At 65.6% G+C, this 26,055-nt stretch carries 19 protein-coding genes and 2 pseudogenes; 17 read left to right on the forward strand and 4 right to left on the reverse strand.

Features of this window, described 5'->3' with window-relative positions:
- Positions 1-22 precede the first annotated feature (22 nt).
- A pseudogene (locus ISN38_RS15710) lies at positions 23-2,471 on the forward strand (DUF6531 domain-containing protein); the annotation flags it as partial.
- Between the two features lie 72 nt (positions 2,472-2,543).
- Here the strand turns inward: ISN38_RS15710 and ISN38_RS15715 are convergent.
- Positions 2,544-3,284, reverse strand: a complete 741-nt coding sequence (locus ISN38_RS15715; protein ID WP_206712226.1) for a hypothetical protein — start codon at positions 3,282-3,284, stop codon at positions 2,544-2,546.
- A gap of 199 nt (positions 3,285-3,483) precedes the next feature.
- Between ISN38_RS15715 and ISN38_RS15720 the strand changes: the two genes are divergently transcribed.
- From ISN38_RS15720 to ISN38_RS15745, 6 genes are all read left to right on the forward strand, one after another.
- Positions 3,484-4,362 carry a M15 family metallopeptidase gene (locus ISN38_RS15720; protein ID WP_038239002.1) on the forward strand — a complete coding sequence of 293 codons (879 nt, stop codon included), beginning with the start codon at positions 3,484-3,486 and terminating at the stop codon, positions 4,360-4,362.
- Between the two features lie 110 nt (positions 4,363-4,472).
- The gene (locus tag ISN38_RS15725) at positions 4,473-4,733 is read left to right on the forward strand and encodes a PAAR domain-containing protein (protein ID WP_047325652.1); all 261 of its coding nucleotides are present in this window, start codon (positions 4,473-4,475) and stop codon (positions 4,731-4,733) included.
- Between the two features lie 59 nt (positions 4,734-4,792).
- A complete protein-coding gene (locus ISN38_RS15730) occupies positions 4,793-6,268 on the forward strand; it encodes a hypothetical protein (protein ID WP_047325157.1) in 1,476 nt (491 codons plus the stop codon).
- Between the two features lie 60 nt (positions 6,269-6,328).
- Positions 6,329-10,021, forward strand: coding sequence for a type VI secretion system membrane subunit TssM (gene tssM, locus ISN38_RS15735; protein ID WP_230811793.1), 3,693 nt, complete (start codon positions 6,329-6,331; stop codon positions 10,019-10,021).
- Complete coding sequence (gene tagF / locus ISN38_RS15740; protein ID WP_206711887.1) at positions 10,018-11,001, forward strand: type VI secretion system-associated protein TagF; 984 nt, start codon at positions 10,018-10,020, stop codon at positions 10,999-11,001. Before tssM ends, tagF begins: the two co-directional genes overlap by 4 nt.
- Positions 10,998-11,792, forward strand: a complete 795-nt coding sequence (locus ISN38_RS15745) for an OmpA family protein (protein WP_038239015.1) — start codon at positions 10,998-11,000, stop codon at positions 11,790-11,792. The genes tagF and ISN38_RS15745 overlap by 4 nt, the downstream gene beginning before the upstream one ends.
- A gap of 52 nt (positions 11,793-11,844) precedes the next feature.
- Here the strand turns inward: ISN38_RS15745 and tssA are convergent, their stop codons facing one another.
- Positions 11,845-12,915, reverse strand: coding sequence for a type VI secretion system protein TssA (tssA, locus tag ISN38_RS15750; protein ID WP_003471063.1), 1,071 nt, complete (start codon positions 12,913-12,915; stop codon positions 11,845-11,847).
- A gap of 508 nt (positions 12,916-13,423) precedes the next feature.
- Between tssA and ISN38_RS15755 the strand changes: the two genes are divergently transcribed.
- From ISN38_RS15755 to ISN38_RS15780, 6 genes are all read left to right on the forward strand, one after another.
- Positions 13,424-13,834, forward strand: a complete 411-nt coding sequence (locus tag ISN38_RS15755) for a YiaA/YiaB family inner membrane protein (RefSeq protein WP_003471065.1) — start codon at positions 13,424-13,426, stop codon at positions 13,832-13,834.
- A gap of 120 nt (positions 13,835-13,954) precedes the next feature.
- Positions 13,955-16,768, forward strand: coding sequence for a type VI secretion system Vgr family protein (locus ISN38_RS15760; protein WP_206711888.1), 2,814 nt, complete (start codon positions 13,955-13,957; stop codon positions 16,766-16,768).
- Entirely contained in the window at positions 16,765-17,640 is an 876-nt protein-coding gene (locus ISN38_RS15765; RefSeq protein ID WP_230811859.1) for a hypothetical protein, read from the forward strand. The genes ISN38_RS15760 and ISN38_RS15765 overlap by 4 nt, the downstream gene beginning before the upstream one ends.
- 119 nt (positions 17,641-17,759) lie before the next feature.
- A complete protein-coding gene (locus ISN38_RS15770) occupies positions 17,760-18,176 on the forward strand; it encodes a DUF3304 domain-containing protein (protein WP_158506397.1) in 417 nt (138 codons plus the stop codon).
- Positions 18,173-18,664 (forward strand): DUF2235 domain-containing protein, encoded by a 492-nt coding sequence (locus ISN38_RS15775; RefSeq protein ID WP_206711889.1) that lies wholly within the window; start codon positions 18,173-18,175, stop codon positions 18,662-18,664. Before ISN38_RS15770 ends, ISN38_RS15775 begins: the two co-directional genes overlap by 4 nt.
- A gap of 53 nt (positions 18,665-18,717) precedes the next feature.
- Positions 18,718-19,523 (forward strand): IS5 family transposase gene (locus ISN38_RS15780; protein ID WP_108084546.1). Its coding sequence is split into 2 segments (ribosomal slippage): positions 18,718-19,048 and positions 19,048-19,523, totalling 807 coding nucleotides; the frame shifts between segments, so codons are not numbered across the junction.
- An 870-nt stretch (positions 19,524-20,393) separates the two neighbouring features.
- Here ISN38_RS15780 and ISN38_RS15785 read toward each other — a convergent pair.
- Entirely contained in the window at positions 20,394-21,158 is a 765-nt protein-coding gene (locus ISN38_RS15785; RefSeq protein ID WP_206711890.1) for a hypothetical protein, read from the reverse strand.
- A gap of 62 nt (positions 21,159-21,220) precedes the next feature.
- Complete coding sequence (locus ISN38_RS15790; RefSeq protein ID WP_206712227.1) at positions 21,221-22,585, reverse strand: site-specific integrase; 1,365 nt, start codon at positions 22,583-22,585, stop codon at positions 21,221-21,223.
- Between the two features lie 310 nt (positions 22,586-22,895).
- Between ISN38_RS15790 and ISN38_RS15795 the strand changes: the two genes are divergently transcribed.
- The 4 genes and pseudogenes from ISN38_RS15795 to ISN38_RS15810 all read left to right on the forward strand — a co-directional run.
- Positions 22,896-23,879: a phospholipase effector Tle1 domain-containing protein gene (locus ISN38_RS15795; protein WP_241753952.1), complete on the forward strand. Its 984-nt coding sequence runs from the start codon at positions 22,896-22,898 to the stop codon at positions 23,877-23,879.
- A 19-nt stretch (positions 23,880-23,898) separates the two neighbouring features.
- Positions 23,899-24,861, forward strand: coding sequence for an IS1595 family transposase (locus ISN38_RS15800; RefSeq protein WP_206711891.1), 963 nt, complete (start codon positions 23,899-23,901; stop codon positions 24,859-24,861).
- Positions 24,862-24,903: 42 nt separating this feature from the next.
- Positions 24,904-25,464 carry a hypothetical protein gene (locus ISN38_RS15805; protein ID WP_241753953.1) on the forward strand — a complete coding sequence of 187 codons (561 nt, stop codon included), beginning with the start codon at positions 24,904-24,906 and terminating at the stop codon, positions 25,462-25,464.
- A 22-nt stretch (positions 25,465-25,486) separates the two neighbouring features.
- Positions 25,487-26,054: pseudogene (locus ISN38_RS15810) on the forward strand (DUF2345 domain-containing protein); the annotation flags it as partial.
- Position 26,055: the final 1 nt, after the last annotated feature.

Consider the following 26,055-nt stretch of genomic DNA (forward strand, 5'->3'; position numbering starts at 1 on the left):
GATGCCAAATGCGCATTGGTGATTGCGCATCGATGTCCGCATCTATGCGCTGCCGCTGTGTCCGCTGCCGACGCCGCATATCGGCATCGTGCTGGATCCGTTCGACTACCTGCCGTTCCTCGGCGCCACGGTCACCGTCAACGGGGTCAAGCGCGCCACCGCCGGCACCGGCGGGCTGGACATCCATATTCCGCTGGGCGCGTTGGCGCCGCAGCTGAGCCTGCCGATGGGGCCGCAGTTCGATGGCGAAGAGATCTTCATGGGCAGCAAGACGGTGTCGGCCGATGGCGACCCGTTCTCGCGGCTGGCGGTGCCGGTGCTGGATTGCAATCTCGCCGGGCTGATCCCGCCGTTCCGGTTCAAGAAGCCCAAGAAGCCGCTGCGTTCGCTGTTGCTGCCGACCGGCATCAATGTGGCCATCCCGACCAACGTGCAAGTCGGCGGGCCACTGACCGTGTCGTGGATGACGCTGGGGTTGCATGCCGGCTTCGCCGCGCTGGGCGCGCTGCGCCGCTCCACGCTGGGCGTGCGGGCGGCGAAGGCGTTCAAGGGCCTGCGGCAGCGTGTGTTCAAGCACATGGATTCGGGCTTCCTCAAGTGCAAGGTGCTGCGCGCCGAGCCGGTGGACATCCGCGACGGCAGCGTGTCGGTGCAACACGAGGACTTCGCGATCCCCGGGCGGCTGCCGCTGGCCTGGTCGCGCGGCTACGGCTCGGCGCGCGGCGAGGAGGCCGGCGCCTGCGGCCACGGCTGGCAGACGCCGGCCGACATCCGCCTGGAGATCGACGCCGACGGCGTGGTGCTGTTCCACGACGGCCACAGCGTGGCCGTGTTCCCGCAGCTGCCGGACGCCGACGGCGTCCCGGTATTCGAGTTCGTCGACGGCGCGCGGCTGCTGCGCGAGGGCACCGACCTGCTGGTGCGGACCAAGTCCGACCTGCGCTACCGCTTCGCCTATGCGCCGGCGGCCGGTGTCGGCGTGCTGCCGCGCGCGCAAACCTTGCCGATCGCGCAGGTCGAGGACGCCTGCGGCAACCATTGGCGCTTCGAGCGCGGCGACGGCCACCTGGTGCGCATCGTCGAACGCGGCGTGGGCGGGCTGCAGGGCCGCTTCATCGAGGTGCAGTCGCGGCACGGCCGCATCGACCGCCTGCAACTGCACGATCCGGCCACCGGCCTGACCCATCCGCTGGTGACCTATCTCTATGTGGAAGGCGACCTGGTCGCCGCCGAGGACGCGCTGGGCGTGCCGCGCACGTTCGAGTATCGCCAGCACCGCATGGTCCGGCATACCGACCGCGTGGGCCTGTCGTTCCACTACGCCTACGACGCGCAGTGGCGGGTGGTGCACGCCTGGGGCGACGGCGGCCTGTACGACTACCGTTTCGCCTACGACGCCCTGCTGCGCGAGACCCAGGTGACCGACTCGCTCGGCCACGTGTCGCTGGTCAAGTTCGACGAGCACCGCCTGCCGCTGTGCGAGATCGACGCGCTGGATGGCGTCACCGTGTTCGAGTACGACGCGGTCGGCCGCACCGTGGCGGTCACCGACGCCGAAGGCCTGCGCACCGCGTTCGCCTACGACGCGCGCGGTAACCTGCTGTGCCTGCGCCGCGCCGACGGCAGCACGCTGCACCAGGTCTACGACGAGGACGACCGGCTGCTGTCGGTCACCGACCCGGGCGGCCACGCCTGGCACCAGGCGCACGACGCGCGCGGGCTGCTGCAGACGCAGACCGATCCGCTGGGCGCCACCACGCACTACGACTACGACGCGCACGGCCTGCTGGTGGCGCAGCGCAACCCGCGCGGCGCGCAGACCAAGCTGGGCTACGACCGCTACGGCCTGCTGGCGTCGTTGCGCGACGCGCTGGGCCATGAGAGCCGCTACGCGCACGACGCGCTGGGGCGGCTGCACAAGCAGATCGATCCGCTGGGCCAGGCCACGCACTACGACTACGACGCCAAGGGCCGGCTGCTGCGCGTGCGCTCGGCCGACGGCGGGCAGGTGCAGTGCGATTACGACGCCGAGGACCAGCTGGTGCGCTACGTGGACGAAGCCGGGGCGCAGACGCGGCTGCACTACGTGGGCATCGGCCAGATCGGCAAGCGCGTGCAGCCGGACGGGCACACGGTGGAATACCGCTACGACAGCGAAGAACAGCTGGTGGCGGTGATCAACCAGCGCGGCGAGGCGTACCGGCTGCGCCGCGATCCGCTGGGCCGCATCGTCGAGGAGACCGACTACTGGGGCCAGTCGCGGCACTACCAGTACGACGCCTGCGGGCGGCTGACCGCGACGATCGACCCGCTGGGCCAGCGCATCGCCTTCGCCACCGACCCGCTCGGGCGCATCGTCAGGAAGACCTTGCCGGACGTGCGCGCGCCGGGCCAGCAGGTGCAGGAGCAGCGAGCGCGACGCGCTGGGCCGGCGCGTGTTCAAGCGCAACCCGACCCATACCACTTCGCGTGGCGGCGTCAGATAGTGCAGCGACGTGGCGCCCATGGCCGCAATGGCGAGGAATCGCTTGCGATGCGCCGCGTCAGTGCGCCGGGCAGGCCGGATCTTTGCCGGTGAGCGCTGCGCAGATATTTTTGCGACACTCCAGGCCGGCCATCGTGTTGGCGCCGGGACATTGACGCAGTTGGCTCTGCACGTTGGAGCTGGTCGACGCCGAGCGCGAGCCGATCGCGTCGAATGCCGCGTCGGTCTCGGTCGCGTTCTTACTGTCATCGGCCTGGATCTTCGCGATCAGCGAATCAATCGAGTCTTGTTTTGCCGTGGGCTTTTCGTCGCGCTTGATGATGCCCATCAGTGTGGCCAGCAGGTCGCTGCTGTCGTCCTGTACGTGCTTGCCGTTGGCCGGCGCAGCGCGTGGTTTGCGCTGCGAGGCGGCCGCAGCCGGCTTGGCCGGCGCAGTCGCGGCGCTGGTGGTGCTGGTGGTGCTGGCGGATGAGGCGCTGGGCAATCCGTCGACGGCGCGGGTCGGATCGCTGACGGCGTTGTCGTCTACGATCATTGCACCGCCCGGCGCCGGTGGTGTAGCGGCGGTGCCGGCGGCCGTTGCGGGATTGGCCGGAGAGACGGTGTCGGTTGCCGGCACGGTGGTGTAGGCGTCGAACTCGGCGTCGGCCTCGGCACGTCCGGCATTCCAGCGCAGCGCCGTGAACGCCGCGCCCAGCAGCGCGACTCCGAGGACAGCGATCAGCACCAAGCGGGTGGGGTGGGTCCGCGGCGCCTTGGCACGGACGCTGGATGGCGCGCTGGTTGCGCGGCCTTCCATATCGGCCAAAATGCGCCCGGAGCCGGGTGGCTGGGTCTGTCCCTGGCCCGAAAGAAGACTCGGGCGATGTAATCCGCCATTATTCAAGTGCAATCCAGCCCTTGTTCGGCGAGCGCCGGGGATTCGTCTATCTTCATTCTAGTGCTTGGCGCCGGCCCGTCAACCGCTCAGGAATCAGCAGCATCATCAGGGGGATGTAGTGGCAGTCGTCGTTGCGGGCGTGGTGATCTTCCTGCTGGTGGTGTCTATCGCCTGCTGGTTGCTGTTGTTTCCGGAGGCGCTGGAGCGGGTGCAGGCCTGGTTAGGCGAGCGCCTGCGCGGCCTTCGGCAAGGCGCCGGGCGGGTCGGCCAGCGCGTGGGCCGCAGCGCTGGCGGAGTCGGCGAGGGGGTGCGCGGCGGGATCGGCGGGGTGACGGATTTCTTTCGGCGTCATCGTTGGGTCATCCTGTGCGCGACGCTGCTGTTGCTGGTGCCACCGAGCGTGATCCTACTGGTCCGGCAGAACGTGGCGCTGGAGGATTTCCGTGCCGAGGACATGAATGAATCCAGCAGCATGGTGGCGCAGCTGCTGCGCGGCGAACGCTTGGTGCCGCCGCCGTCGCCGCCGCCGGAGGTATTCACCAACGAGGAGATCCGCCGCACCCGCCCGGAGATCGTCACCGCGGACCGGCGCTGGGAAAGCATTGACGCCGATCTGCAACAGCGCGTGCTCGCGATCTACGAGGTCATGCGTCGCCAGTACGGCTACGAAATGGTGCTGGTGGAGGGCTATCGCAGCCCGGAGCGCCAGGCCGAGTTGATGGGCGGCGGCCGCGCCACCCGCGCCAGCGCTTGGCAGAGCTGCCACCAGTACGGCCTGGCGGTGGACAGCGCGCCGCTGCGCGACGGCAAGCTGCAGTGGGACATGGGCGATCCGTGGACCAGACGCGCCTACTTCCTCTACGGCGAGCTGGCGCAGCAGGCCGGGCTGGAGTGGGGCGGCAGCTGGCGCAGCATCAAGGACTACGTGCATGTGGAGAAGCTCGAGCCCTGCCGCAGCGCCCGCGTCGCCAAGCGTGCCGAATTGATCCAAGGGTGAGCCGGGGCTGAACTCCTGCTATCTTCTCCTCCGTGGCGGCGATCGCGCCCCACGGGGGCGAATGGCGGCGACGGACCGGCCCCGGCGCAACGACCATGGAGGCAATACTGATGTCACGACCTTTTATTCTTGTGGGCGATCAGCTCGATCATGGCGGCAGCGTGGTCACAGGTTCGGCCGAAACCGATGTGGACGGCAAGCCGGTGGCGCGTATCGGCGACAAAGTGGTATGCAGGGTGCACGGTCAGACCGAGATCGCCAGCGGGGACGCCACGGTGATGATCGACGGCAAGCCGGTGGCCCGGCATGGGGACAAGGTCGCCTGTGGAGGTACACTGATCTCCTCTCAGGGAACGACTGGCATCGGATGACGATGCAAGGTAATTCGGCTCCCGTCGATGCCTAATTTACTCATGGAGCGAGGATGTTAATGTCCGGAATTCTTCGGAACGTGTTGTCGGCTACCGCGTTGTTCGGTGTGGCCTGGGGCGGTTCGATCTTCTATTGGCGCAGCAGCGGCACCACGCCCAACGGCATGGAGATGCTGACGTATCTGGGCATCCTGCCCGCTGGCGTGCTGGGCGGCAGCTGGCTGCTGCGCGATTTGGGGCGGCGCGCCCTTGCGCGCGCCGCAGACGCCGCCGACAGCGCTGCGGCCAAGGCCACCGAACGCAACGATTCCAAGGCGGCCGCGGCGAGTTCATCTTCGGCGCCGACCGCCGGCGCCGCGCCGGCATTGCTTGCCGGTGCGCTGAACCTGGCCTTGGGCCAGCAACCGCAAGCCATCCTCGCGCTGCGCGGCAATCTGCCGCGGCCTGGGCTGCACAAGCAGTTCCGCGACCATGACGGGCTGCCGGTCTTCGTGGTGCAGGTGCCGGAACTGGATGCGACCGCTGCGGCCGAGGCGATGCTCGCCTCGGCCGCAGCGGTCGCCGACGCCAACGAGCCCCCGCCGGAGCATCACAAGCGTGCCATCGCCCTGCTCGAACCGGTCGCCGAGGCGCTGTTGCTGGAGGCTGCGCAGGCGCTGCCGCCGCTGTCCGAGGCCCAGGACCGCGTGGTGGCCGGGCTGCGTCACCGGGTCGAGGCGCAGGTGCAGAACGTGCTGCGCATCGAGCTGTGGTTGCCCGCGGACTGGCCCGCTTCGCTGCACAAGGCAGTGGGCGACTGGGTGCTGGCGTCCGCCAGCGAACATGGCCTGGATCCGCGCCGTTTCGGCGTGGAGGTGATCCCGATGGCGGGTGCCGACGATGCATGGTCGCGGCTGCAACACCTGGCGCGCGGCGCGCAGTCGCCTGTGGATGGCTGGCAGCTGGTCATGGCCTGCCATTCGGCGATCGACCAGACACAGGTCGAGCACATGCTCGAAAGCGGGCGGCTGATGACGCGCCGTTCGCCTGACGGACGCGTACCTGGGGAGGGCGCCAGCGGGGTCTTGCTGGCCAGCGGACCGGGCGCTTCCGGCGACGTGGTGCTGCATCCGCTGCAGCGCGCCCGGCTGCCGCTGGACGGCAGCGCCAAGGCCAGTGCGCGGCTGAGCGGCGAACTGGCGGCGCAGACCCTGCAGCGCGCCGCGCTCGCGCCCACCCACGTGGACCTGGTGCTCAGCGACGCCGACCACCGCGCCGCCCTGGCGGCCGAGGTCGCCGCCGCTGCCGCGCTGGCCTGTCCCGATCTGGATACTGCGGTGCAGTGCCTGCCGCTGGCCACCGCCACCGGCGATCTGGCCGCAGTGCAACCGCTGGCGATGCTCGCGCTTGCCCATGCCCATGTCGCCGCCGAGCAACATGCGGCACTGATGCTGAGTGTGGATCAGGCAGGTCTGCGTATCGCTACACTCGTCAGTCCCCGTGTTTCCCCCCAGCCAGATACCGACGTCGGCGCCGTGCCGGCGTCCGCCGCCTAACCGGAACAGCGCCCGATGTTTAGCAATCTCAGGTATTACCTTCGCGATTATCGCCTCTGGATGGTTCTCGGCTTGCTCGCCGCCGCCGCAGTCGCCTACTTCGGCGCCGAGGGCTTGCGCGAAATCGGCCTGTGGGCGGCGGCGGTGCTGGCGGTCTGTCTGACGATATGGCTGCTGGTGTGGATCGTGCGCCGGATCATCGCGCGCCGCGCTGCGCGCAGCCTGGATGCGATGGTGCAAGGCGAAGCCGATCGCGCGGTCGCCGCCGCGCAGCCGGCCAACCGCGCCGACACCGAAGCGTTGCGCTCGCGGATGTTAGAGGCGGTCAAGGCGATCAAGTCCTCGCGCCTGGGCGTGCTCAAGGGCAAGGCGGCGCTGTACGAACTGCCGTGGTACGTGATCATTGGCAATCCTGCGGCTGGCAAGAGCACCGCGATCCTCAATTCCGGGTTGCAGTTCCCGTTCGAGGACAATCGCGGCAACGTGATCCAGGGCATCGGCGGCACGCGCAATTGCGATTGGTACTTCACCACGACCGGCATCGTGCTCGATACCGCCGGTCGGTATTCGGTCAGCGTCGAAGACCGCCTGGAATGGCTCACCTTTCTCGCGCTGCTGAAAAAGCACCGGCCGCGCGCGCCGATCAACGGCGTCATCATCGCCGCCAGCATCGCCGAACTGTCCGGTAGCAAGCCCGAGTTCGCGATCGAACTGGCCAAGAACCTGCGCCAGCGCGTGCAGGAAATCACCGAGCGCCTGGAAGTGTTCGCGCCGGTGTACGTGGTGTTCACCAAGGCCGACCTGATCGCCGGCTTCTCCGAGTTTTTCCACAATCTGGATCCGTCCGAGCGCGAGAACGTGTGGGGTGCGACCCTGCCCTACGATCCGACCGCCAATACCGATGCGCTGGCCGCGTTCGACACCCATTTCGACGAACTGGCCGAAGGCCTCAAGGAAATGAGCCTGGCGCACATGGCGATGCAGCGTGGGCGTCAGGTGTCGCCCGGCCTGCTGACACTGCCGCTGGAGTTCGTCGGCATCAAGCCGGCGCTGCGCACCTTCATCGCCACGCTGTTCGAAGAAAACCCCTATCAGTTCAAGCCGGTGTTCCGCGGTTTCTACTTCAGCAGCGCGCTGCAGGAAGGCCATTCCGTGCACCACGCCTCCGAGCGGGTGAGCCGCCAGTTCGCGCTGCAGGCGCGTGCGCAGCCGGGCGAAGCGGTGCCGTCGGGACAGACCGCTTACTTCCTGAAAGACCTGTTCCGCAAGGTCATCTTCGCCGACAAGCAGCTCGTCCGGCAGTACTCCAGCCCGCACCAGAACCGCCTGCGCTACGGTGTCTTCCTCGGTGGCGTCGCCGTGCTGGCGTTGGCGCTGGGTCTGTGGACCTGGTCGTACACCACCAACGTGCAACTGGTGAACAACGCCACCAAGGATCTGGACCAGGCCGTGCGCGTGCAGGCCAACAGGGTCGACTTGCAATCGCGCATCGACGCGCTGCTGCTGTTGCAGGATCGGCTCGAGCAGCTGGACCGCTACAAGCAAAAGGGCGGCATCACCTCCGGGCTGGGCCTGTACCAGGGCGGCAACATCCGCAAGAAGCTGCTGGCCGAGTACTACAACGGCATGCGCCAGGTGATGCTCGAACCGACCACCGCCAATCTGGAGTCGTTCCTGGGGCAAGTGGTCAGCGAGCGCGACAGGCTTGGCAAGTCGGCCGGCCCGCAGCAGGCCGCGCAGCAGGACAGCGTGCTGTATCAGGACGCGTCGCCGACCGATACCAACGACGCCTACAACGCGCTGAAGACCTACCTGATGCTGGGCAACCGCAAGCACGTGGAGAGCGCGCACCTGACGCAGCAGCTGACCCTGTTCTGGCGCGGCTGGCTGGACGCCAATCGCGGCCAGATGACCCGCGAGGAGATGACCCGCGCGGCCGAGAAGCTGATGACGTTCTACGTCGCCCAGGCCGAAGATGCGCAGTGGCCGCAGGTGCAGACCAAGGTCACACTGGTCAACGACAGCCGCGAGGCGCTGACCCGGGTGATGAAGGGCCAGCCGGCGATGCAACGCGTGTTCGCGCAGATCAAGGCGCGCGCGGCGGCGCGCTTCCCCACGGTGACGGTCAACGCGCTGATCGGCGAGGAAGCCAACAGCGGCGCGATCACCGGCAGCTATGCCATTTCCGGCGCGTTCTCGCGCGAGGCGTGGGAAGAATACGTCAAGGACGCGATCAAGGAAGCGGCCAACACGCAGCTCAGCACCACCGACTGGGTCCTGGACACGAGCGAGCAGAGCGACCTGTCGCTGGCTGGCAGCCCGGAGCACGTCGCGCGCGAACTGGTGACGGCGTACAAGCAGGAATACGCGCAGGAATGGCGCAAGTTCATGCAGGGCGTCAGCGTGGCGCCGTTCCAGGGCTTCGACCAGGCGCTGTCGCGGATGAATCGCATCGGCGATCCGGCCAACTCGCCGTTGCGCAAGCTGCTGGAGAAGATCAACGAGCAGACCATCTGGGACAACCCGATGGCCGACGCCTTATCGAAGAAGGCGTCCGGTGGGGCCGTCGCCTGGTTCCAGCGGGTGATCCTGCGCCGCGATCCGGCCGACGCCGGCAAGGCTGAGCAGCAGCCGGTCGGCCCGATCGGCAAGACCTTCGAGGGCCTGGCGCGGCTGATGACCAAGCGCAAGGACGAGCCGGCGGTCATCGATGCCTACTTCGACAAGTTGGCCAAGTTGCGCACGCGCATGAACGCGATCAAGAACCAGGGCCAGATCGGCGTCGGCGCGCGCAAGCTGATGCAGGACACCTTCAGCAACGAAGGCTCCGAACTCAGCGCCGCGCTGACCCTGGTGGACGAGCAGATGCTGACCGGGCTGGACGAAACCCAGCGCGACGCGATGCGTCCGCTGTTGCTGCGTCCGTTGACCCAGACCTTCGCCGCGCTGGTGCCGCCGACCGAGGGCGAGATCAACCGGGTGTGGGCGGCGCAGGTCTACGAACCGTTCCGTAACGGCATCGGCCAGCGCTATCCGTTCAACCTCAACACGGACGTGGATGCCGCCCCCGGCGACGTGGCTGCGATCTTCGGCGCCAGCGGCGCGATCGCCGCGTTCAACAAGGACGCACTCGGCACCTTGGTGATCCAGCGCGGCAACCTGCTCGAATCGCGGCGTTGGGCGGGCATCGGCATCACCTTGTCCAGCGAACTGGTGGCCAACTACGGCAACTGGGTCAGTGGCCAGTCCGGCGCGGTGGCCAAGGGCGTCAGCATCTTCGAGCTCCTGCCGACGCCGGCGGTGGGCGCGATCGAATACACCATCGACATCTCTGGCCAGACGCTGCGCTACCGCAACACCCCGCCGCAGTGGATGACCATGCAGTGGCCGAACGCCGGTGCGGTGCCCGGTGCCAAGATCACCGCGGTCACCAGCGACGGGCGCAGCGTCGAGATGTTCAATGCGCCTGGCGACAATGGCCTTGGCCGCTTGATCAAGGCAGCCGCCCAGGAACCCGTGGACGATGCCACCCGTCGCTTCACCTGGAGCGACCAAGGCGTGTCCATCAGCGTGCAGATGCGCATCGTGCAGAGTGCCGGCAAGGCTACCGGGGGCGGCGACTGGCAGCGTGGCCTGCAACTTCCGGCGACGGTGGCCGGTAGCCCGACAACCGTAGGTGCCGATGCGCCAGCGGCCGCTGCGCCGCCCGGTCCGGTTCCGGCGGGTGCACCCGCACAAGAAGGTGGCCAATGAGTCGCGAAGTCAGTGTAGGCGTCTCCTACTTCGGCAAGGTACCTTCCCGCGGCGATTTCGTGCGCGCGGCCGACAACCATCAACTGCTCGGCTGGCTCGACCGCTGGGCGGGCCTGAGCGTGGATCTGCTGAGCCAGAACCTGGACTGGAAGCGGCTCTACGACGAAGCGCCCGACATCCACTACGCGTTCCTGGGCTCGCGCAGCAAGATGGTGCTGTGCGGGCATTTCCAGCCCAGTCGTGATGCGTCGCAGCGCCGCTTCCCGTTGCTGTCGGCGGTCCGTCTGGAGGCCAGCGAGCCGCTGTCGTTCATCGCCCGCAGTCCGCTGGCGATGTCCAAGGTCTGGTCCGGGCTGTCGCGGATGGCCAAGCAGGCGGTGGTCGCGGACGACGCCGGCCCGGCGCTCACCGCGCTCGCCGACACCCGCTACACGCTGAGCACCGACGCGTCGGCGTACAACGCCACCTTCAACGACTTCCTCGATATCCAGACGGTCGGCTCGATCGAGGCCCTGCTGCGCGCGGCCGGCCATCCCGACGTGTCGTTGAAGAAACTGCTGCCGGCACTGGGCCTGCTGCTGCAGCCGATCCTCGCCGGCGGCAACGTGTCGGTGGACAAGGCGCTGGAGCTTCCGCTGGTGCAGGACGCGCTGTACCGGCCGTTGCTGGCCGCGTTCTGGCTGGACATCGTCGCCTGCTTCATTGCGCGCGGCGATTTCGAACTGGCGGTGCTGATTCGCAACGATGCCGCACCGCGCATGCTGATCGGCTTCAACGGTGCCGACCACCAGGCGCTGCGCGCAGCGCTGGACCCACGCGAGGCCGGCGATTTCCTGATCCGCGTGCAGGACGCCGATTGGGTCGAGGACTACCTGCACAGCGATTACAACCTCAACAAGCTAGCTAGCTATCTGGATCGGGACGACCTGGCATTGAAGACGGCCCGCAAGTTGTTCGGCGAGACTTTCCTGGGGACATGAACATGCGACACCTGAGTGCCAAAACCCTCGCCCTGAGTGGCCTGATGACCGCGTTCGCCGCCTCCGCCCAGGTCGCCGCGCCTGCCACGGGCGGTGTCGGCGAACGCCCGGTGATCGTGGAGGGCGTGGTGCCGGATCAGGCCACCAAGGCCCGCATCCTGAAGAACCTGCAGGACACCTACGGCAGTGCTCGCATCGTCGATCGGGTGCAGGTCGAGTCGATTCCCTCGCCGCCGAACTGGGGCGAGTACGTCGCCAAGATGGTGTCGCCAGGACTCAAGCGCGTGTCTGCCGGCAAGCTCGAGGTCAACGGCCAGGCGGTGCGGATCAGCGGGCAGGTAGTCAACGAAGCGCAGCGGCAACAGGTCGCCAGCGACCTGAGCCTGGCCAGCAACACTTCCTACACGGTGACCAACAGTCTGAAGCTCGGTGGCTCGGAACAGGGCGTGCTGGACCAGACGCTGGGCAACCGCATCATCGAGTTCCAGAGCGGCAGCGCGCGGCTGACGCCGCTGGGCATGCGCATCCTCGACGAGATGGTGGAAAAGATGTCGCAGATGAACGACGCGCGCTTCCTGATCATCGGCCACACCGACAATGTCGGCCAACGCGAGAGCAACCTCGCGCTGAGCCAGGCGCGCGCGCAGGCGGTGAAGGACTACATGGTGCAGAAGGGCATCGACGGCGCGCGCATGAACGTGCAGGGCAAGGGTCCCGACCAACCGGTGGCCGATAACGCCAGCCCGGACGGGCGTGCGCGCAACCGGCGTATCCAGTTCAAGATCCAGTAGGCGCCTGTGCGGCCGTCCCCCGCGATGCGCGGGGACGGGGCGGGTTCGTAACCTACTGCTCCAGGTTCTGGTTGACGTCCAGCATCTCTTCCATCTGGTTGAGGACGCTGTCGTCTTTGATCACCCGCTTCAGCCACACGTGCAGCGGCATCTCGCCCCAGCGCGCGGCTTTTTCGGCCAGGTAGGCGACGGGGCTGTGCGGTTCGGTACGCCGGAAGAATTCGGCGACCTGACGCAGTTGCGCCAACGCCTCCTTGCGGGTGGTCGGTGCACCGCCCGGCCCGCGTGGCGCCGAGGGCGCCGACGGCGCGTCCTTGTTCGCGGCCGGGCCGAACCCGATGCCCGGCATGTCGTGCTGGCCGGCATCGGCCTCGCCATCCAGCAGCAGCCCGGCATCGCGGGCGAACCGCGCCACGGTGCGCTGCAGGTGTTCCACCTGTTCGCGCACCGCGCTGAAGCTGGGTCCGTCGATGCCTAGGCGATCGTCCACCGCCGCTTGCAGCGACTGCAGCGCTTCGGCGCAATTGAGTAGCGCATCGACCAACTGCCGGTAGAAATCGTGAGGCGTATCGCGCCGTGCGGCCTCGAGCAGGTCCAGGCTGGGCTGGCCTTCGTCGTCGCCGGATCCGGCATTGGCGCTGCGGGTATGCGCAGCCTCGAAATCGTTGAGACCGAAACGGCCCTGCGGTCCCGAGGCGATCGGCACCGCGCGCAACCAATGCAGCGAATTGGTCAGCAGCCAGCTCAGGTTGCCGATGCGCTCTTCGTGGTCGCCGTCGACGACCAGCGGGTGCACCTCGTCCCAGTACCGGTCGCATAGCCCGGCGATCAGCCGGTAACCCAGCGCCAGCCCGGCGAAGCCGTCGATCTGGGTGGTCGCCTCGGTCATCCAGCCGGCCAGGCGTAGATCCTTGGTACGCGTCTGCAGCAGATCGCCGCACTGGCGGGCGACGCTGGACCAGTCCGCATACTTGATATCGGTCTGCCACTCGCCCTGGTCCAGGGTCGGATCGTCCGAGCGCCTGGCTTCCTGAATGCGATCGAAGTCGATGGAGAAAGACAGGTCTTCGCCGGCCGGCTGATGGTCGGAAATCGGCGCCAGCAGGGCATCCAGATCCAGCATGGCAGTTCTCGTCGGTAAGGGGCGTTGGAGATTCTAGCGTGCCTTGAGTGGGGCGGCGGGTCAGATTTTTCTGAAAAACCTGGCGGCGATCGAGCTGTCGCGCTACCTGCGGCGCGCGCTGCGCAGCGGCCCGCCGTCAGTTCCGGCTCGACACATGCGGTTGCCGCCGCCACGTCGTCGTCCCTAGGGGGGCTGCGAGTCCGCTTGCCGGCGGCTTGGGCGCAAACCCTTGGCCGATATCGCCTTTGCGCGAGGAGCGACGCGCCGGTGCCAGCGCTGACCCTGTCATCGAAGATCCCCGGGCCGGCAAGCACGCGTGGACCACGCTGCCATCCTGGTCTATTGTTCGTGCCGTCCGGCGACTTTGCGCTGCCGTCTACCGGGGGGAATTCCCACAGCGCGACCCGACGGATGTCATGGGGCCTTTTCGAATTGGAAATGCCGGCAATGCAGACGGCGCAAGCGTGCCATGGAAGCGGACTTCTTCATTTTTCCAAGGAGAGTGATCATGCGAACGCGTATTGCCAACAAGCCGTCGGTGGCCTTCGTCCGCGCATCGCGGGTGCTGCTGCTGGGCGTTGGTGCCGATTTGCTGGGCCTGTGGAACGCCGTAACGATGCGCAATGCAAAGGGCTACGACGTCACGCTGCTGTTGTTCGGCGTGTTCGCGGCGGTATCGGTACGCAAGCGCGTGCGCGATCGCGTCGACGGCATTCCCATGACGGCGATCCGCGATGGACTGGCCTGGTTTTTATGGACTGGCCTGGTTTCGGTCGTCGCCGCGCTGTCGCAGCTGAGCATCGGTTTGTCCAACGCAACGCTGACCCTGAGCGCAAAAGGCTTCTACGCGGAAGAACACGCGCGACAATGCCGGTACGTCGGCCGAGCCACCAGGATTGCCCGAGCAGCCCTAAACTGAGGGGACGCCGCAGACGGCGGACCGTCATGCCCGCCGCAGGATTCGTCTGTTAAATTCGCTCTCCAGGGGCAGGAAACGATGTTGCCCGGGGCGGTATGGCCCGGGGGCAGAGGTGTTGTGATGGAAGCACTGAATGCGTTGATGTTTCAGGCGGCCTTGCTGTCCGACAGCGGTCGCCTATACCGCTTGCAGCTGCCTGGCGGGGATGTCCAGGTGGTGGAGCGCTGGAGCGGGTCGGAACGCCTGAGCGAGGGGTTCGTGTGGTGGGTGGACGTGCTGAGCACGCAGGCGGGCTTGCCGCTGGAGGCGTGGCTGGGGCGTCGCGCGACGCTGTACACCCGGCTGGCCGATGGCGGCGAGAGCCCGCGCACGGGGCTGATCCACGAAGCGTACGAACTGGGCAGCGACGGCGGGCTGGCGCGCTACCGGGTAGGCCTGGTGCCGTGGACGTGGTGGCTGTCGCAGGGCCGGCACAGCCGGGTGTTCCAGGAACGCACGCTGGTGCAGATCGTGGAAGCGGTGTTCGCCGACTACGCGCCGATGGCGAGCTGGCAGTGGAGCGAGGAGGTGACCGGGTTCCTGGCCCAGGCGCGGCCGCGCAGCGACTGCGTGCAGTACCGCGAGAGCGACCTGGACTTCGTGCAGCGGCTGCTGGCCGAGGAAGGGCTGGGGTGGCGGCTGCAGGAGGCGGACGCGTCGCCCGGCGGGCACCAGCTGGTGGTGTTCGCCGACAGCGCCGCGCAACCGCAGGACCCCAGTTCGGCGCAGGGCGGCGGGCTGCGCTACCACCGCAGCGACGCCACCGAGGCGGCCGACAGCGTGCTGGCGATCGGCGCCACGCGGCGGCTGGGCAGCGGCCGGCTGACCGTGCTCAGCGAAGACGTCAAGACGCGTCAGGCGCGCAGCGCGCAACTGCCGCTGCACGGCGGCGGCGGACAATCGCTGCGCGAGCTGTACGAGCCGGTGGGGATGGACGCCTTCGCCAGCGCGCAGGAAGCGGACCGCTATGCGGAGTTGATGGCGCAAGCGCAGGAGGCGCAGTGGTCGCCGTGGCAGGGCCGCAGCACGGTGCGCACGCTGCGCGCCGGCACCTGGTTCACGCTGACCCAGGCGCCGCAGCAGGGCCAGGCGCCGCCGGCGCAGCTGTTGCTGACGCGGGTGTGGCATGCGGGCATCAACAACCTGCCGGTGGACGTGCGCGCGGCGGTGCAGGCGCAGTTGGGGGCCGCGCCGGCGTGGCCGGACGCCAGCGCGGTGGCCGCACGCAGCACCTGGGCGCAGGCCGAGGCGGTGGGCTACGGCAACGCCTTCGAGGCGGTGGACCGGCAGCAGCCGTGGCGGCCGGTGCTGGCCGACGGCACCGGGGCGCGGCTGAACCCGCGGCCGACCGCGCCGGGCTACCAGAGCGCCATCGTGGTCGGCGCCGATGGCAGCACCAGCGGCAGCCAGGAGGTCTATGCCGACGCGCTGGGCCGGATCCGGGTCAGGTTCCACTTCCAGCAAGACGCGTCGGCCCCGGCGGCGCAGGACAGCACGTGGCTGCGGGTGGCGCAGCGCTACGCCGGCCCGGGCGTGGGCAGCCAGTTCCTGCCGCGCATCGGCCAGGAAGTGCTGGTGGGCTTCCTGGAGGGGGACATCGACCGTCCGGTGGTGCTGGGCGCGCTGTACAACGGCAAGGGCGAAGCCGGCGTTCCCGCCACCCCCGGCGGCGCCAGTGCCGAGGCCGACACCCGCCTGTATGCCCAGGCCGGCGACGGCCGACCCAGCGCGCAGGGCAACCTGGCCGGCGGCCACGCCCCGGCCTGGCACGGCGCCGGCGGCGGCACGGACAACCACCGCAACGCTACCGCGCTGTGGGGCGTGCAATCCAAGGAATGGGGCGGCGCTGGCCACAGCCGGCTGGTGTTCGACGACAGCGACCAGCAACTGCGCTTGCAACTGGCCACGACCCAGGCGGCCACGCAACTGAACCTGGGGCACCTGATCCACCAGGCCGACAACTACCGCGGCAGCTTCCGCGGGGAAGGCTTCGAACTGCGCACCGACGCATGGGGCGCGGTGCGCGCCACCTCGGGGTTGTGGCTGAGCAGCTACGGCCGCAGCAGCGGCCCGGCCGGCGAGGCGACCCAGCCCAGCGCATTGCTGAGCCAGTTGCAGACGCTGGGCAAGACCTTCTCGCAGGCGGCGGGCACGCACCAGACGGTGAAACTGGCCGCGCACGAAGGGGCAAAGAAGGCGAACCAGTCGCAACTGATCCCCGATCAGGCGCCGCTGCAGGCGTTGCTGACCAGCGTGAAAACCACGGTGCCTGGCACGGCCTACGCCGACGCCAAGGGCGCGGCGGCCGAGCGCAGCGCCAGCCCCGGCGAAGACCGGGTGCCGCACACCGGCGATGCGCTGCTGGGCCTGGCCGCACCGGCGGGGATCGGCGTGGTGGCCGGCCAGGGCCTGAGCTGGAGCGTGGGCGAGACGCTGACGCTGGCCAGCGGCGGCGGCAGCGAAGCGGCCATCGCCGGCGACGCCCGCCTACACAGCGGCCAGGCGATCGGCGTGCTGGCCGCGGCGGTGGACGGCGGGCAAACGCAAGCCAACAGCCTGAGCCTCGTCAGCGGCGAAGGCGCGCTGGACGTGCAGGCGCAGTCGGACGAAGTGCGCGTGCAGTCGAAAGAAGGACTGAAGCTGATCAGCGCCAACGCCGAAGTGGAACTGGCGGCGGGCAAGACCATCCACCTGGCGGTGGCTGGCGGCGCCAGCGTCACCATCGAAGGCGGCAACATCACCTTCGCCTGCCCCGGCACCATCACCGTGCAGGCCAGCAAGAAGTCGTTCGTGGGGCCGACCCACTTGGAACGTGAACTTGTCATGCACCAGCCGATCTGCCTTGAATGTCTGGCCAAGGCAGCACTCAACGGGACCCCGGTGGTGCCGCTTTGAATAAGCTGCCCGACCAATGGGGCCGGATGACGGCTAATGAGCGCACTCGTAGCGTGATATTGATTGACGGAGCCATGCAACGCGGTATTGGCCTGCGCCTGCAATCGGGTCGTTTCGATGCATTGAGCTTCTTTGACCGAGAGTCCGAAGAGGCTCGCGGGCTGGGAGCGTGGCTGATGGAGCCAGCGACCGCCGATAAGCTGGGAGTCGATGGCATCGCTCGCGGCGTCACCTGGTTCTCGGGAGAGTTCTCGCTGCAAGATGCCTATAGGCACCTGAAACCCTGGGTGGTTCAGCCTTTCCCGGATGGCGTGGAGCGAGGGTACTTACGCGTGGGAGATGGTCGTACCTTGCAAGCCTTGATGGAGGTCGTCTGGACACCACGGCAGAAGAAAGCCTTCTGCGCGCCGTGGAAGGAGATCTGCATAGCGGATCGGGACGGCGTCGGCAAGTTGCTGCCGTGTGTAGATTCATCCCCCGCTATCACCAGCATGGCGCGCCGCCTGTCGGCGACGCAGTATCAAGCGTTGCTGGATGCCAGCGTACCCGACCAACTGCTGCACGAGCTCAAGCAACACGTGCGTGTACACGCCAGCTTGGCTTCGCGCGAGCTGCGTTATCGGATGGCGGTTTCGGTCATGGAAGCGGCTCGAAGGCTTGCGTATACCGATCCCTACGACCACATGATCCTGATTGGATGGGCGCTACGACATGGCGAGACCACGGGCGATGCGATCCCGGAGCTGCAAGCGGTCCAGGATGGCCTGCATGGCGAGCGGTTATGGCACGCCCTCATGACCAATGCCGACGAGGAGCAAACTATGACCAGCGCGCTGGGAGATTCGGTCCCGCTGACAGAGGAAACGGAATGACGAGGTTTCCATGCCGAATTGAACGATTGCAGGAGGTGTTCCGCGCCTTGGCGTTGGGCGGCTTGGCGGCCTTGTCGCTGGGCTGTAGCGCCGATCGAGGCCAAACGGAAGACGATGGCATGTTCAGCAGCACTGTCGAACCGATGGATAATGATCCTAGCGACACGTTCGTGCGCAATGTGTATATCGATGGGCGCTGGGCGGGATCGGCGGGGCCAGGAGGTAGTGGTGTCGCAGATGGCATACGATTGCCGATTAAGTGGCATCCTGGATTGACAGCGCATGTGCGCTGGGAGCGCTGTGAGCCCTATGCGAAGAACTGCCAATGGCATGAGTTGGACGTGCCCGTCGCTAAATACACTGAGGTTGGGATGACGCATTTGCACATCATGCCGGGTGATAAGCGGGTGCTTATTATTCCAAGCATGCTGGCTCCTAATAATTCAGAGTATCCTGGCCCCGGCTATCCAAGCAAAGATTTCGATGATATAGATCATTCCAAAAGCAATAAGAATTCCAAGGAGGGTATGCCATGACAGCTGTCGCCTATACTGCTGTTGCAGCTCCTGTTACGAGCAAGCTCGCCCCGAGTCCGCCTAAGCTTGCCGCGCCTGCTCAGACCTGCCGCATGAGCTTGAGTTTTTCTATCTTTTTTGATGGCACTCGTAACAACAGAGATTACGACCATGAGGATGGTTCGTTAAGTAATATCGCAAGATTGTATGAGTCGCACGATTTTAACGAGAATAAAGGTGTCTTTCGCCTTTATGTGCCTGGAGTGGGTACGCCGTTTCCAATGATCGGCGAAAGGCGCGCTCATCCTGATGGTGCCTCAATGGGGGAAATGGGTGCTGAGCGCATCCGATATGCATTTCTTTACATCGCAAATAGAATCAAGGCCAAGCTGACGGGGACGTATTTCGTCGATGAAGTCCCGGCCAAAGTTACCTCTGCAGTGGCTAATCAAAACTTGCTCTGGCAGTGGGCTGGTTCGTTGGCCGCGATGCTGGCAGCCTCCACTTAGAGCAGCTAACAAAAGCCCCTTGAACACGTCTGTTGAGCCACCACTTTGCGGTGATGGCTCACCGCAAAGAAATCAGCACAGCGCTGTGGAAGCGCATCCACCCCTTGATCCCGGTCGTGCCGCCTTCGCCCAAGGGCGGTAGGCCGCGCGTAGACGACCAAAGCGCACTCAACGGCATCGTATACGTGCTGCGCACTGGCATCGCGTGGGAGGATCTGCCCCAGGAACTTGGCTACGGCAGCGGCATGACCTGCTGGCGCCGATTGCGTGACTGGCAGGCCGCGGGTGTGTGGCACCGTCTGCATCAGGTGTTGCTGGCCGAACTTCGCCGCGCCGACCGGCTCGATTTCAGCCGGGCCAGCCTGGACGCGGCCAGCGTGGCCTCCCCCCGGGGGGCGCCTATACGGGGCCGAACCCGACCGACCGCGGCAAACGTGGCAGCAAGCGGCACGTGATCACGGATCGGCACGGCGTTCCCCTGGCGTTCTGCGTGACCGGGGCCAACCGGCACGATTCGGTCGTGTTCGAGGAACTGGTCGATGCATTGCCCTCCATTGCCGGCAAACCTGGACGGCCACGACGCTGGCCGGACAAGCTGCATGCCGACAAGGCCTACGACATGGATCGGTGCTGGAACCACCTGAAGCGACGAGGGATGACCCCACGCATCGCCCGCAAGGGCGTGGAACGCAACGATCGCCTGGGCCGATACCGCTGGGTAGTTGAACGCACGCATGCCTGGTTTGCCGGCATGGGAAAACTGCGGACCCGCTTCGAACGCCGGATCGATATCCACCTGGCTCTGTTGTCCATGGCCTGTTGCGTCATCTGCCTGCGGCGACTTCCAGAGTTTTGTTAGCCGCTCTAAGTAAAACGCCCCCAGCTTGACAACGGCTGGGGGCGTATTACTTTGGATTCATGGCCCCCGAGTTTGAGCGACTCGGAGGCGAGCAAATGTAGGAATCAGCTACTCATGCCCAGGCGGTGCCCCTTGAGGACACCTTAGCAAGCCTGGAGTGACCCGCAAGCCCCCCTCCCTTTCCTCGCCCCCGAATCTGCCCAGCCCGAAGGCCGTTGGTAGCCGTATCACGACGACCCATTGAGTTGGGGTGCGCACGGTTTCCGGGAGCCCATTGCGGGCTCGGGCTGACCGCCACCGGGTGCGCAGGCAGTAAAGCGAGGGGGGTGAAACTCGCGCCAGCCAGGTAACGCAGATGTCGATGGTAACTGGGGAGTGCTCAATCTGGCCCCAGCAGCGTCTCCCATTCGCGGTCCCGTTACCAATGGTTCGTTGCTAGGAGAAGCCCCAGGAAAAACGCGCCTGGGCACGGGAAAAGTAAAGCAACACCGGAGAGACGCCAAGAGAACCTTGGTGACAGGACCCGGACCCGGCGCGATTGCTCGCGTGAACCTGTCGTAGTGGTGCAGAGCAGAGAATCACCACGCCCTGAGTGCTAGGGGCCGCCATCACGGGGCAACGCACGGGCCAAGTCCACCCCACCGCTTTTAGTCAGCGGGGTTAGGGGAGACTTTGCCCTTCGGCAAGGGGGAGCCGGAGGCGACCCCGAAGCCGAAGGGCAAAAGCAGGGGAGCTTTAGCAGAGCTTTAGGCCCTGAAAAGGCTACGCAATACATGCTTTTGCGTTTCAGCAAAGCAGATCGGGCGCTCCCGGATTCCTCGCTTGGACATGGACGAAGCAGCCCGGCGCGTGACCGTTCCGCAACGGCATCTATTTCCAGCGCATCACGAACGGTTCTGCATTGCCAAAGGAATGGACGCGAATGCCTTCGGGCACTCGTTCGTAGCATCCTTGGCTATAAGTGCCATCGGCGCGTTGGACCATAAGAAGGCTCCCTTGCTGGGAGGCCTGCCATCGAAAAAATGGAAAGTCCGCGCCATCCATGTCTGACATCTGCATCTGCGCGACAAGCTTGCAGCTTGCTGTCCAGAGAACGGCTGGTTGATTCTCAAAAAGGAAATGCTCTGCCGAGCGCGCGTAAGGCTGACTCATCAGCGTCCCGATGAGTTTTTCGCTGGAAATCGGGCTTGGAGTCCAGCGCTGTGGCGTCAAAGGAGGAGGAGCCTCGGGCGCTGCGCAGGTGCCGGACTGAGTGAGTTCGGCACGGCAAGGCAAAACGCTCGCGATTACCTCGGTTGCCCCTGTGTCGGGTCGGTAGACGCGGATGCCTTGCGCCGTGCGCTCGTAACAGCCGCCGCCGTCATACGCAGAGCCCGTAAACCGAGTAAAAGACTTGGTCTTGGGGTGATTTTTTACATGTTGGGTCAGCCAGCGCCCAAAAGCTGACGGTCTGGCCGAATCAGAAGCGCTTTGCGCGCGCTCTTCCTTCTCGCACGACAGCTCTGTCAGCTCGTATCGATAGCTGCCGTCCAGCACGATGGCTGTTGGATTGAGTTCGTTGTCAGTGAAGATGTCGGCAGCTGCCGCAGTGGTAGGCGCCATAGCGAGGGCTGCGAGGCAAACAAGATTTTTCATGATGGCTTCCGGGTTCTTACAGCGTCTACTTCGAGCCAAGTGGTTTGGTGAACCTAGAAGCTTCAGCGCTTTCGAGCTCGCTCCTCGCGCCGTCTCTGGATATGACGGACTTGCTTGAACGCCACGTCAAACTGGCCCGGCGCGTAGGCGGGCAGCGTCACTGGCGGGCCATACGCGTTCAGCGCGTCAAAGCGCTTCGGGATGGTGCCCGGATTGACGTAGTGCCTAAGGCCGCTCGGCAAGGTCAGGTCGTGTCCCGTGATTTCCTGCACCACCTGGATGGCAATGCCCCGCTCGTTGACCAGGTTGCTCACGATGTTGTGGCGGAAGCAGTGGAAAGACTTCAGGCGGCCGGTCAGGCCACGCTTGATGGCGTAGGCGCGGAACTGGTCGCCCATGGTGTCGCCGTAGCCACCGGCCTCTGTGTGCAGCAGGTGCGGGAACAGGCGCTCAAACCCGGCGCGCTTCACGTCCTCGACGAACGCCAGGAACCCCGCCTGCAGGACGGTGTCCGACAGGGGGACGAAACGCGAGGAATGCGCGTTCTTCAGCCGCTGGTCCGGTCGCTGGGCGCGAATGTGGATGCCCCAGTGGCCCCCAACCTCGGCCACGTCATCGACGTAGAGCTGGGCCAACTCATTGATGCGCGCGCCCGTGGCCACGCCCAAGATGCTGCCGAACCAGCGGTGCGGGTATTTGCTGGCCCACTCGGGAAAGGCGTCGGAATCGAACAGAGCGGCCAGCTCTTCCGGCGTGAAGGGTTCGCGGGTTGGGGCATCGGTTTTGGACTTTGAGCGGTTCATGATGGCCTTGTGCGGGGCTTTCGGGATGAGCGCTTCATCGGCTTGCGCATTGAAGAACGCGGCCAAATGGTCGCGGCGCTTTTCCTGGGTGCGTTCCAGCAAGGTTGGGTGGCCGCCGCCCTTGGCCTTTTGCACCACTTCCAGGGGCGTCAGGCCACGAAACGCGGCTTTCTTGCTGGCATTGGCCGGGTAGACCGCCAGGGCATCCAGAAAGGCCCGCACGTCCGTGGCCGTGACCTCTTCAATCGGCTTGTCGCCGCCCAGGGCGACGAACAGGCGCAGCGTGTATTCGGTGTCCATCACGTTGCGCACGGCCCGCTGGGCTCGCCGCATGTCGCTGAGGTAGACGTCAATGCGCTCGGACAGCAGCGGCCCGGCAGGCGGCTTAGGCGGTGCGGGCGGCTGTGGGGGCTCCCACCCGTGCATGCCCGCCATGAGAGGGTCTTTAGCCGCCAGGGCGTTCAAATCTTGCACAGTCTGCCGGAAAAGCCGGCGGTCCTCGGCCGTGTTGATTTCCACGCCGCCGAGCGTCAGTCCATTGGGGAGGCGCACTTGCTGGATGGTCAAATCCTGATGCCCGTTCTCGCGCACCCGGCGCAAAATATCCTTGATGTCGTCGTTCACCATCGTCCCTGTCCGCAGCGCCTTGAAGGACTCCGATAGTGCCATTGCCATGCGTGCAGCGACCAGCCGGGCGGCGTCGCCTCGACCGGGCAGGGCGCGAACGAGGAAGCGGCACCCCAGTAGCGGACGCAGGTCGATAGGCACCAGAAAGCGGGCATAGAGCCCGCTGGCGCGCTTCAACAAGAAGGGTTTGGGCAAAACGATACCTCAAACGATACCTTGAAGGGGTATCGTTTGAGGGTCGTAAATCACCAGAAAACCTTGCAAAATCAAGCTACTTACGCTAGATTTGCAGGTGAGAATGGTGGAGGTGGGCGACACCTCCACCGACGGAAGTACGCTGGGAGGTGCTGCTGCTCTCTACGGAGCGCATCGCATCAATTGGGCGATCATCCAGGTCTATAACTCTATAAATCGCTATCTAACTGGCGCCAATCTAATCGAAAACGATGAGGCAAAGCTCATAGTCAGTCAGATGAGCCAAATCTCGCTGGCCGAGGGCTTCAGGCGCCGCACCTACCTCGAAGTCTATGGCCGCAGGCTGGAGCAGCTGGTCAAGACCCATCAGCGTAAAGTCAAGTCGCTCAATATCGCGGTGTTCGGCTTCTCGCGCGGAGCGGCTACCGCACGCGCTTTCGTGCACTGGCTCTACGAAGTCGTCGAACCCTGGGGTAACGGCTGCGGCTACAACCTGGCCGGCGTGCCGATGCAGCTGACGTTCCTGGGGATTTTCGATACCGTGGCGTCGGTGGGCATGGCGGCGATGTCGCGCGTCAGCGAGGGCAAGATGGCCTGGGCGCAGGGCGAGATGATGAGCATCCATCCCGAGGTCAAGCAGTGCGTGCACTTCGCCGCGCTGCACGAGCAGCGCATCAATTTTCCGATGGATCTGGCGGCATCCGGCAAGGAAGTGTTGTATCCGGGCATGCATTCTGATGTGGGTGGCGGCTATAGCCCGGGTGGACAGGGCAAGGATTTCGTCGATGCGCAGGCGTTTGGCGCCGCCAAGCTGTCCCAGATTCCGCTGATCGACATGCACCACGAAGCCATCAAAGCCGGCGTGCCGTTGATGACGATGGAGGAAATCCGTCAACGTCCCGCACTTGCCAAATACTTCGGCTGCCATACGCAACTGATCGATGCCTACAACGGTTGGCTGGCCGGACACGGGATAGCCGGGGGAGATCATATGCAGCAGATCAGGCAGCACTGTCGCCAGTACCTGATTAGCCCTGACCCTCAGCCAATAGTCGCAGGATCTGCGCCATGCTGGGTAGAGGCTGGCGCCACCTGAAAGCCGACGAGGTGGCGTGATGAGCATCAATGCCGTGCAGTTCCAGCCTGGATTGTCGATGTCCCAGTTCATCGCATGGTACGGCACCGAGGCCAAGTGTTATCGCACTTTGTACAAGTGGCGTTGGCCGCAGGGTTTCCGTTGTCCGTCCTGTGCCGGACGGACTCGGTCGCGTTTCAAGCGCGGCGCGGCGATCTACTACCAGTGCTGCGCCTGCCACCATCAAACCACCTTGATGGCCGGCACGATGTTCGAAGGAACCAAGCTGCCGCTGCGCACCTGGATGCTGGCCTTGCACCTGTTGACGGCAACCAAGACCAATCTGGCGGCGCTGGAGTTGATGCGCCATCTGGGCGTCAACTACAAGACCGCCTGGCGGATGAAGCACAAGATCATGCAGGCCATGGCCGAGCGCGAAGCCACGCGCACACTCAGCGGGTTCGTGCAGATCGACGATGCTTACCTGGGCGGGGAGCGCAACGGCGGCAAAGCCGGACGCGGATCGGAGAACAAACAGCCGTTCCTGATTGCCGTGCAGACCGATGCCACCTTCGCTGCGCCGAGTTTTGCGGTGATCGAGCCGGTGCGCAGTTTCGACAACGCCTCGCTGCAGGATTGGACCGCGCGTCGCCTGGCGCCGGAGTGCGAGGTCTACACCGATGGACTGGCCTGCTTCCGTCGGCTGGAAGACGCCGGGCACGCGCATACGACACTGGACACCGGCGGAGGGCGGGCGGCGACTGAAGCGCCTGGCGCGCGCTGGGTCAACGTCGTGCTGGGCAACCTCAAACGCGCAATCAGCGGCGTGTATCACGCCATCGCGCAGAGCAAATACGCAAGGCGCTACCTGGCCGAAGCCGCCTATCGTTTTAACCGCCGATTCCGCTTGCGCGAGATGCTGCCGCGACTCGCAACTTCCATGATGCGTTGCAAGCCTTGCCCAGAGCCGGTTCTGCGTGCAGCAAGCAATTTTCATGGCTGAGGGTCAGGGCTAATCAGGCGCCAGTATGTGCAGTGGAAAGGCATGCGCCTGTGGGAGGACCCAGACAGCCTGTTGCAACAGCCGTTTTACTTGCGCGCCGATGCTGAGGACAAAGTGGACTTGGCCAAAGCGCAGCATGCCTTCGGCCAACTGGTCGCCGATATGAGCCGGCAAAACGATGCGGTCGATGGGTATCAACAGGCGTTTGCCGATTACAAGGCAAGAGACCAGGCGTGGCAAACCAGCCGTCAGGGACCGCGCCCGGTGCCTCCAAGGCGCATCGTCTCCGCGGATCTGGCGGACGCCGGCACCAAGGAACTGCTCGATGTCGTGCTGAGCAAGAAGCCCGTTCCACCTGTGGTTGCGAACCTGTTCGACAACCATGTCCACGACTCGCTGGCGGGGTTCTACATCAAGCGGTGGACCGAATTGGATATTCCAGTGGCCGCTACCAATGGCTATCTCCGTTACCGCTCAGTCTTCAAGCTCACCAGCAGTTGGCAGCAGCGCGAATGCGTCGACCCGCTGACCACTCCCATGCCGCCCGCAAACGTTCCCAGTATCGACCAGGCGTTCGGGATGATGGGAAACGCGATGCGGTAGACCGCGTGCCATGGATGACTGTGCCAGCGGCACAGCCAAGCAATCAGCGCAGGCAACCGCCCGCCTGCACAGCAGGCAGGCTGCTGGCGGCAGCGGTGGACGGCGGGCAAACGCAAGCCAACAGCCTGAGCCTCGTCAGCGGCGAAGGTGAGCTGGACGTGCAGGCGCAGTCGGACGAAGTGCGCGTGCAGTCGAAAGAAGGACTGAAGCTGATCAGCGCCAACGCCGAAGTGGAACTGGCGGCGGGCAAGACCATCCACCTGGCGGTGGCCGGCGGCGCCAGCGTGACCATCGAAGGCGGCAACATCACCGTCGCCTGCCCCGGCACCATCACCGTGCAGGCCAGCAAGAAGTCGTTCGTGGGGCCGGTGCATCTGTCCCGTGAATTGAATCGCTGGACGGAAACAAAATTTGATGAGCGCGTCAAGTTCCTGCTCCCCGATGGCACTCCCGCCTCAAATCACCGCTATGCGATTATCCGAGCGGACGGTGCCAGGATTGAGGGCGTGACCGACTCCGACGGTTGGACTGAGATGCAGAAGGCATTAGGTGTAGAGGAATACTTCATCGAATGGATAGGTAAGGCCTGAC

The sequence above is a fragment of the Xanthomonas translucens pv. undulosa genome (genome assembly GCF_017301775.1).
In the GTDB taxonomy this organism is placed as follows: Bacteria; Pseudomonadota; Gammaproteobacteria; order Xanthomonadales; family Xanthomonadaceae; genus Xanthomonas_A; species Xanthomonas_A translucens.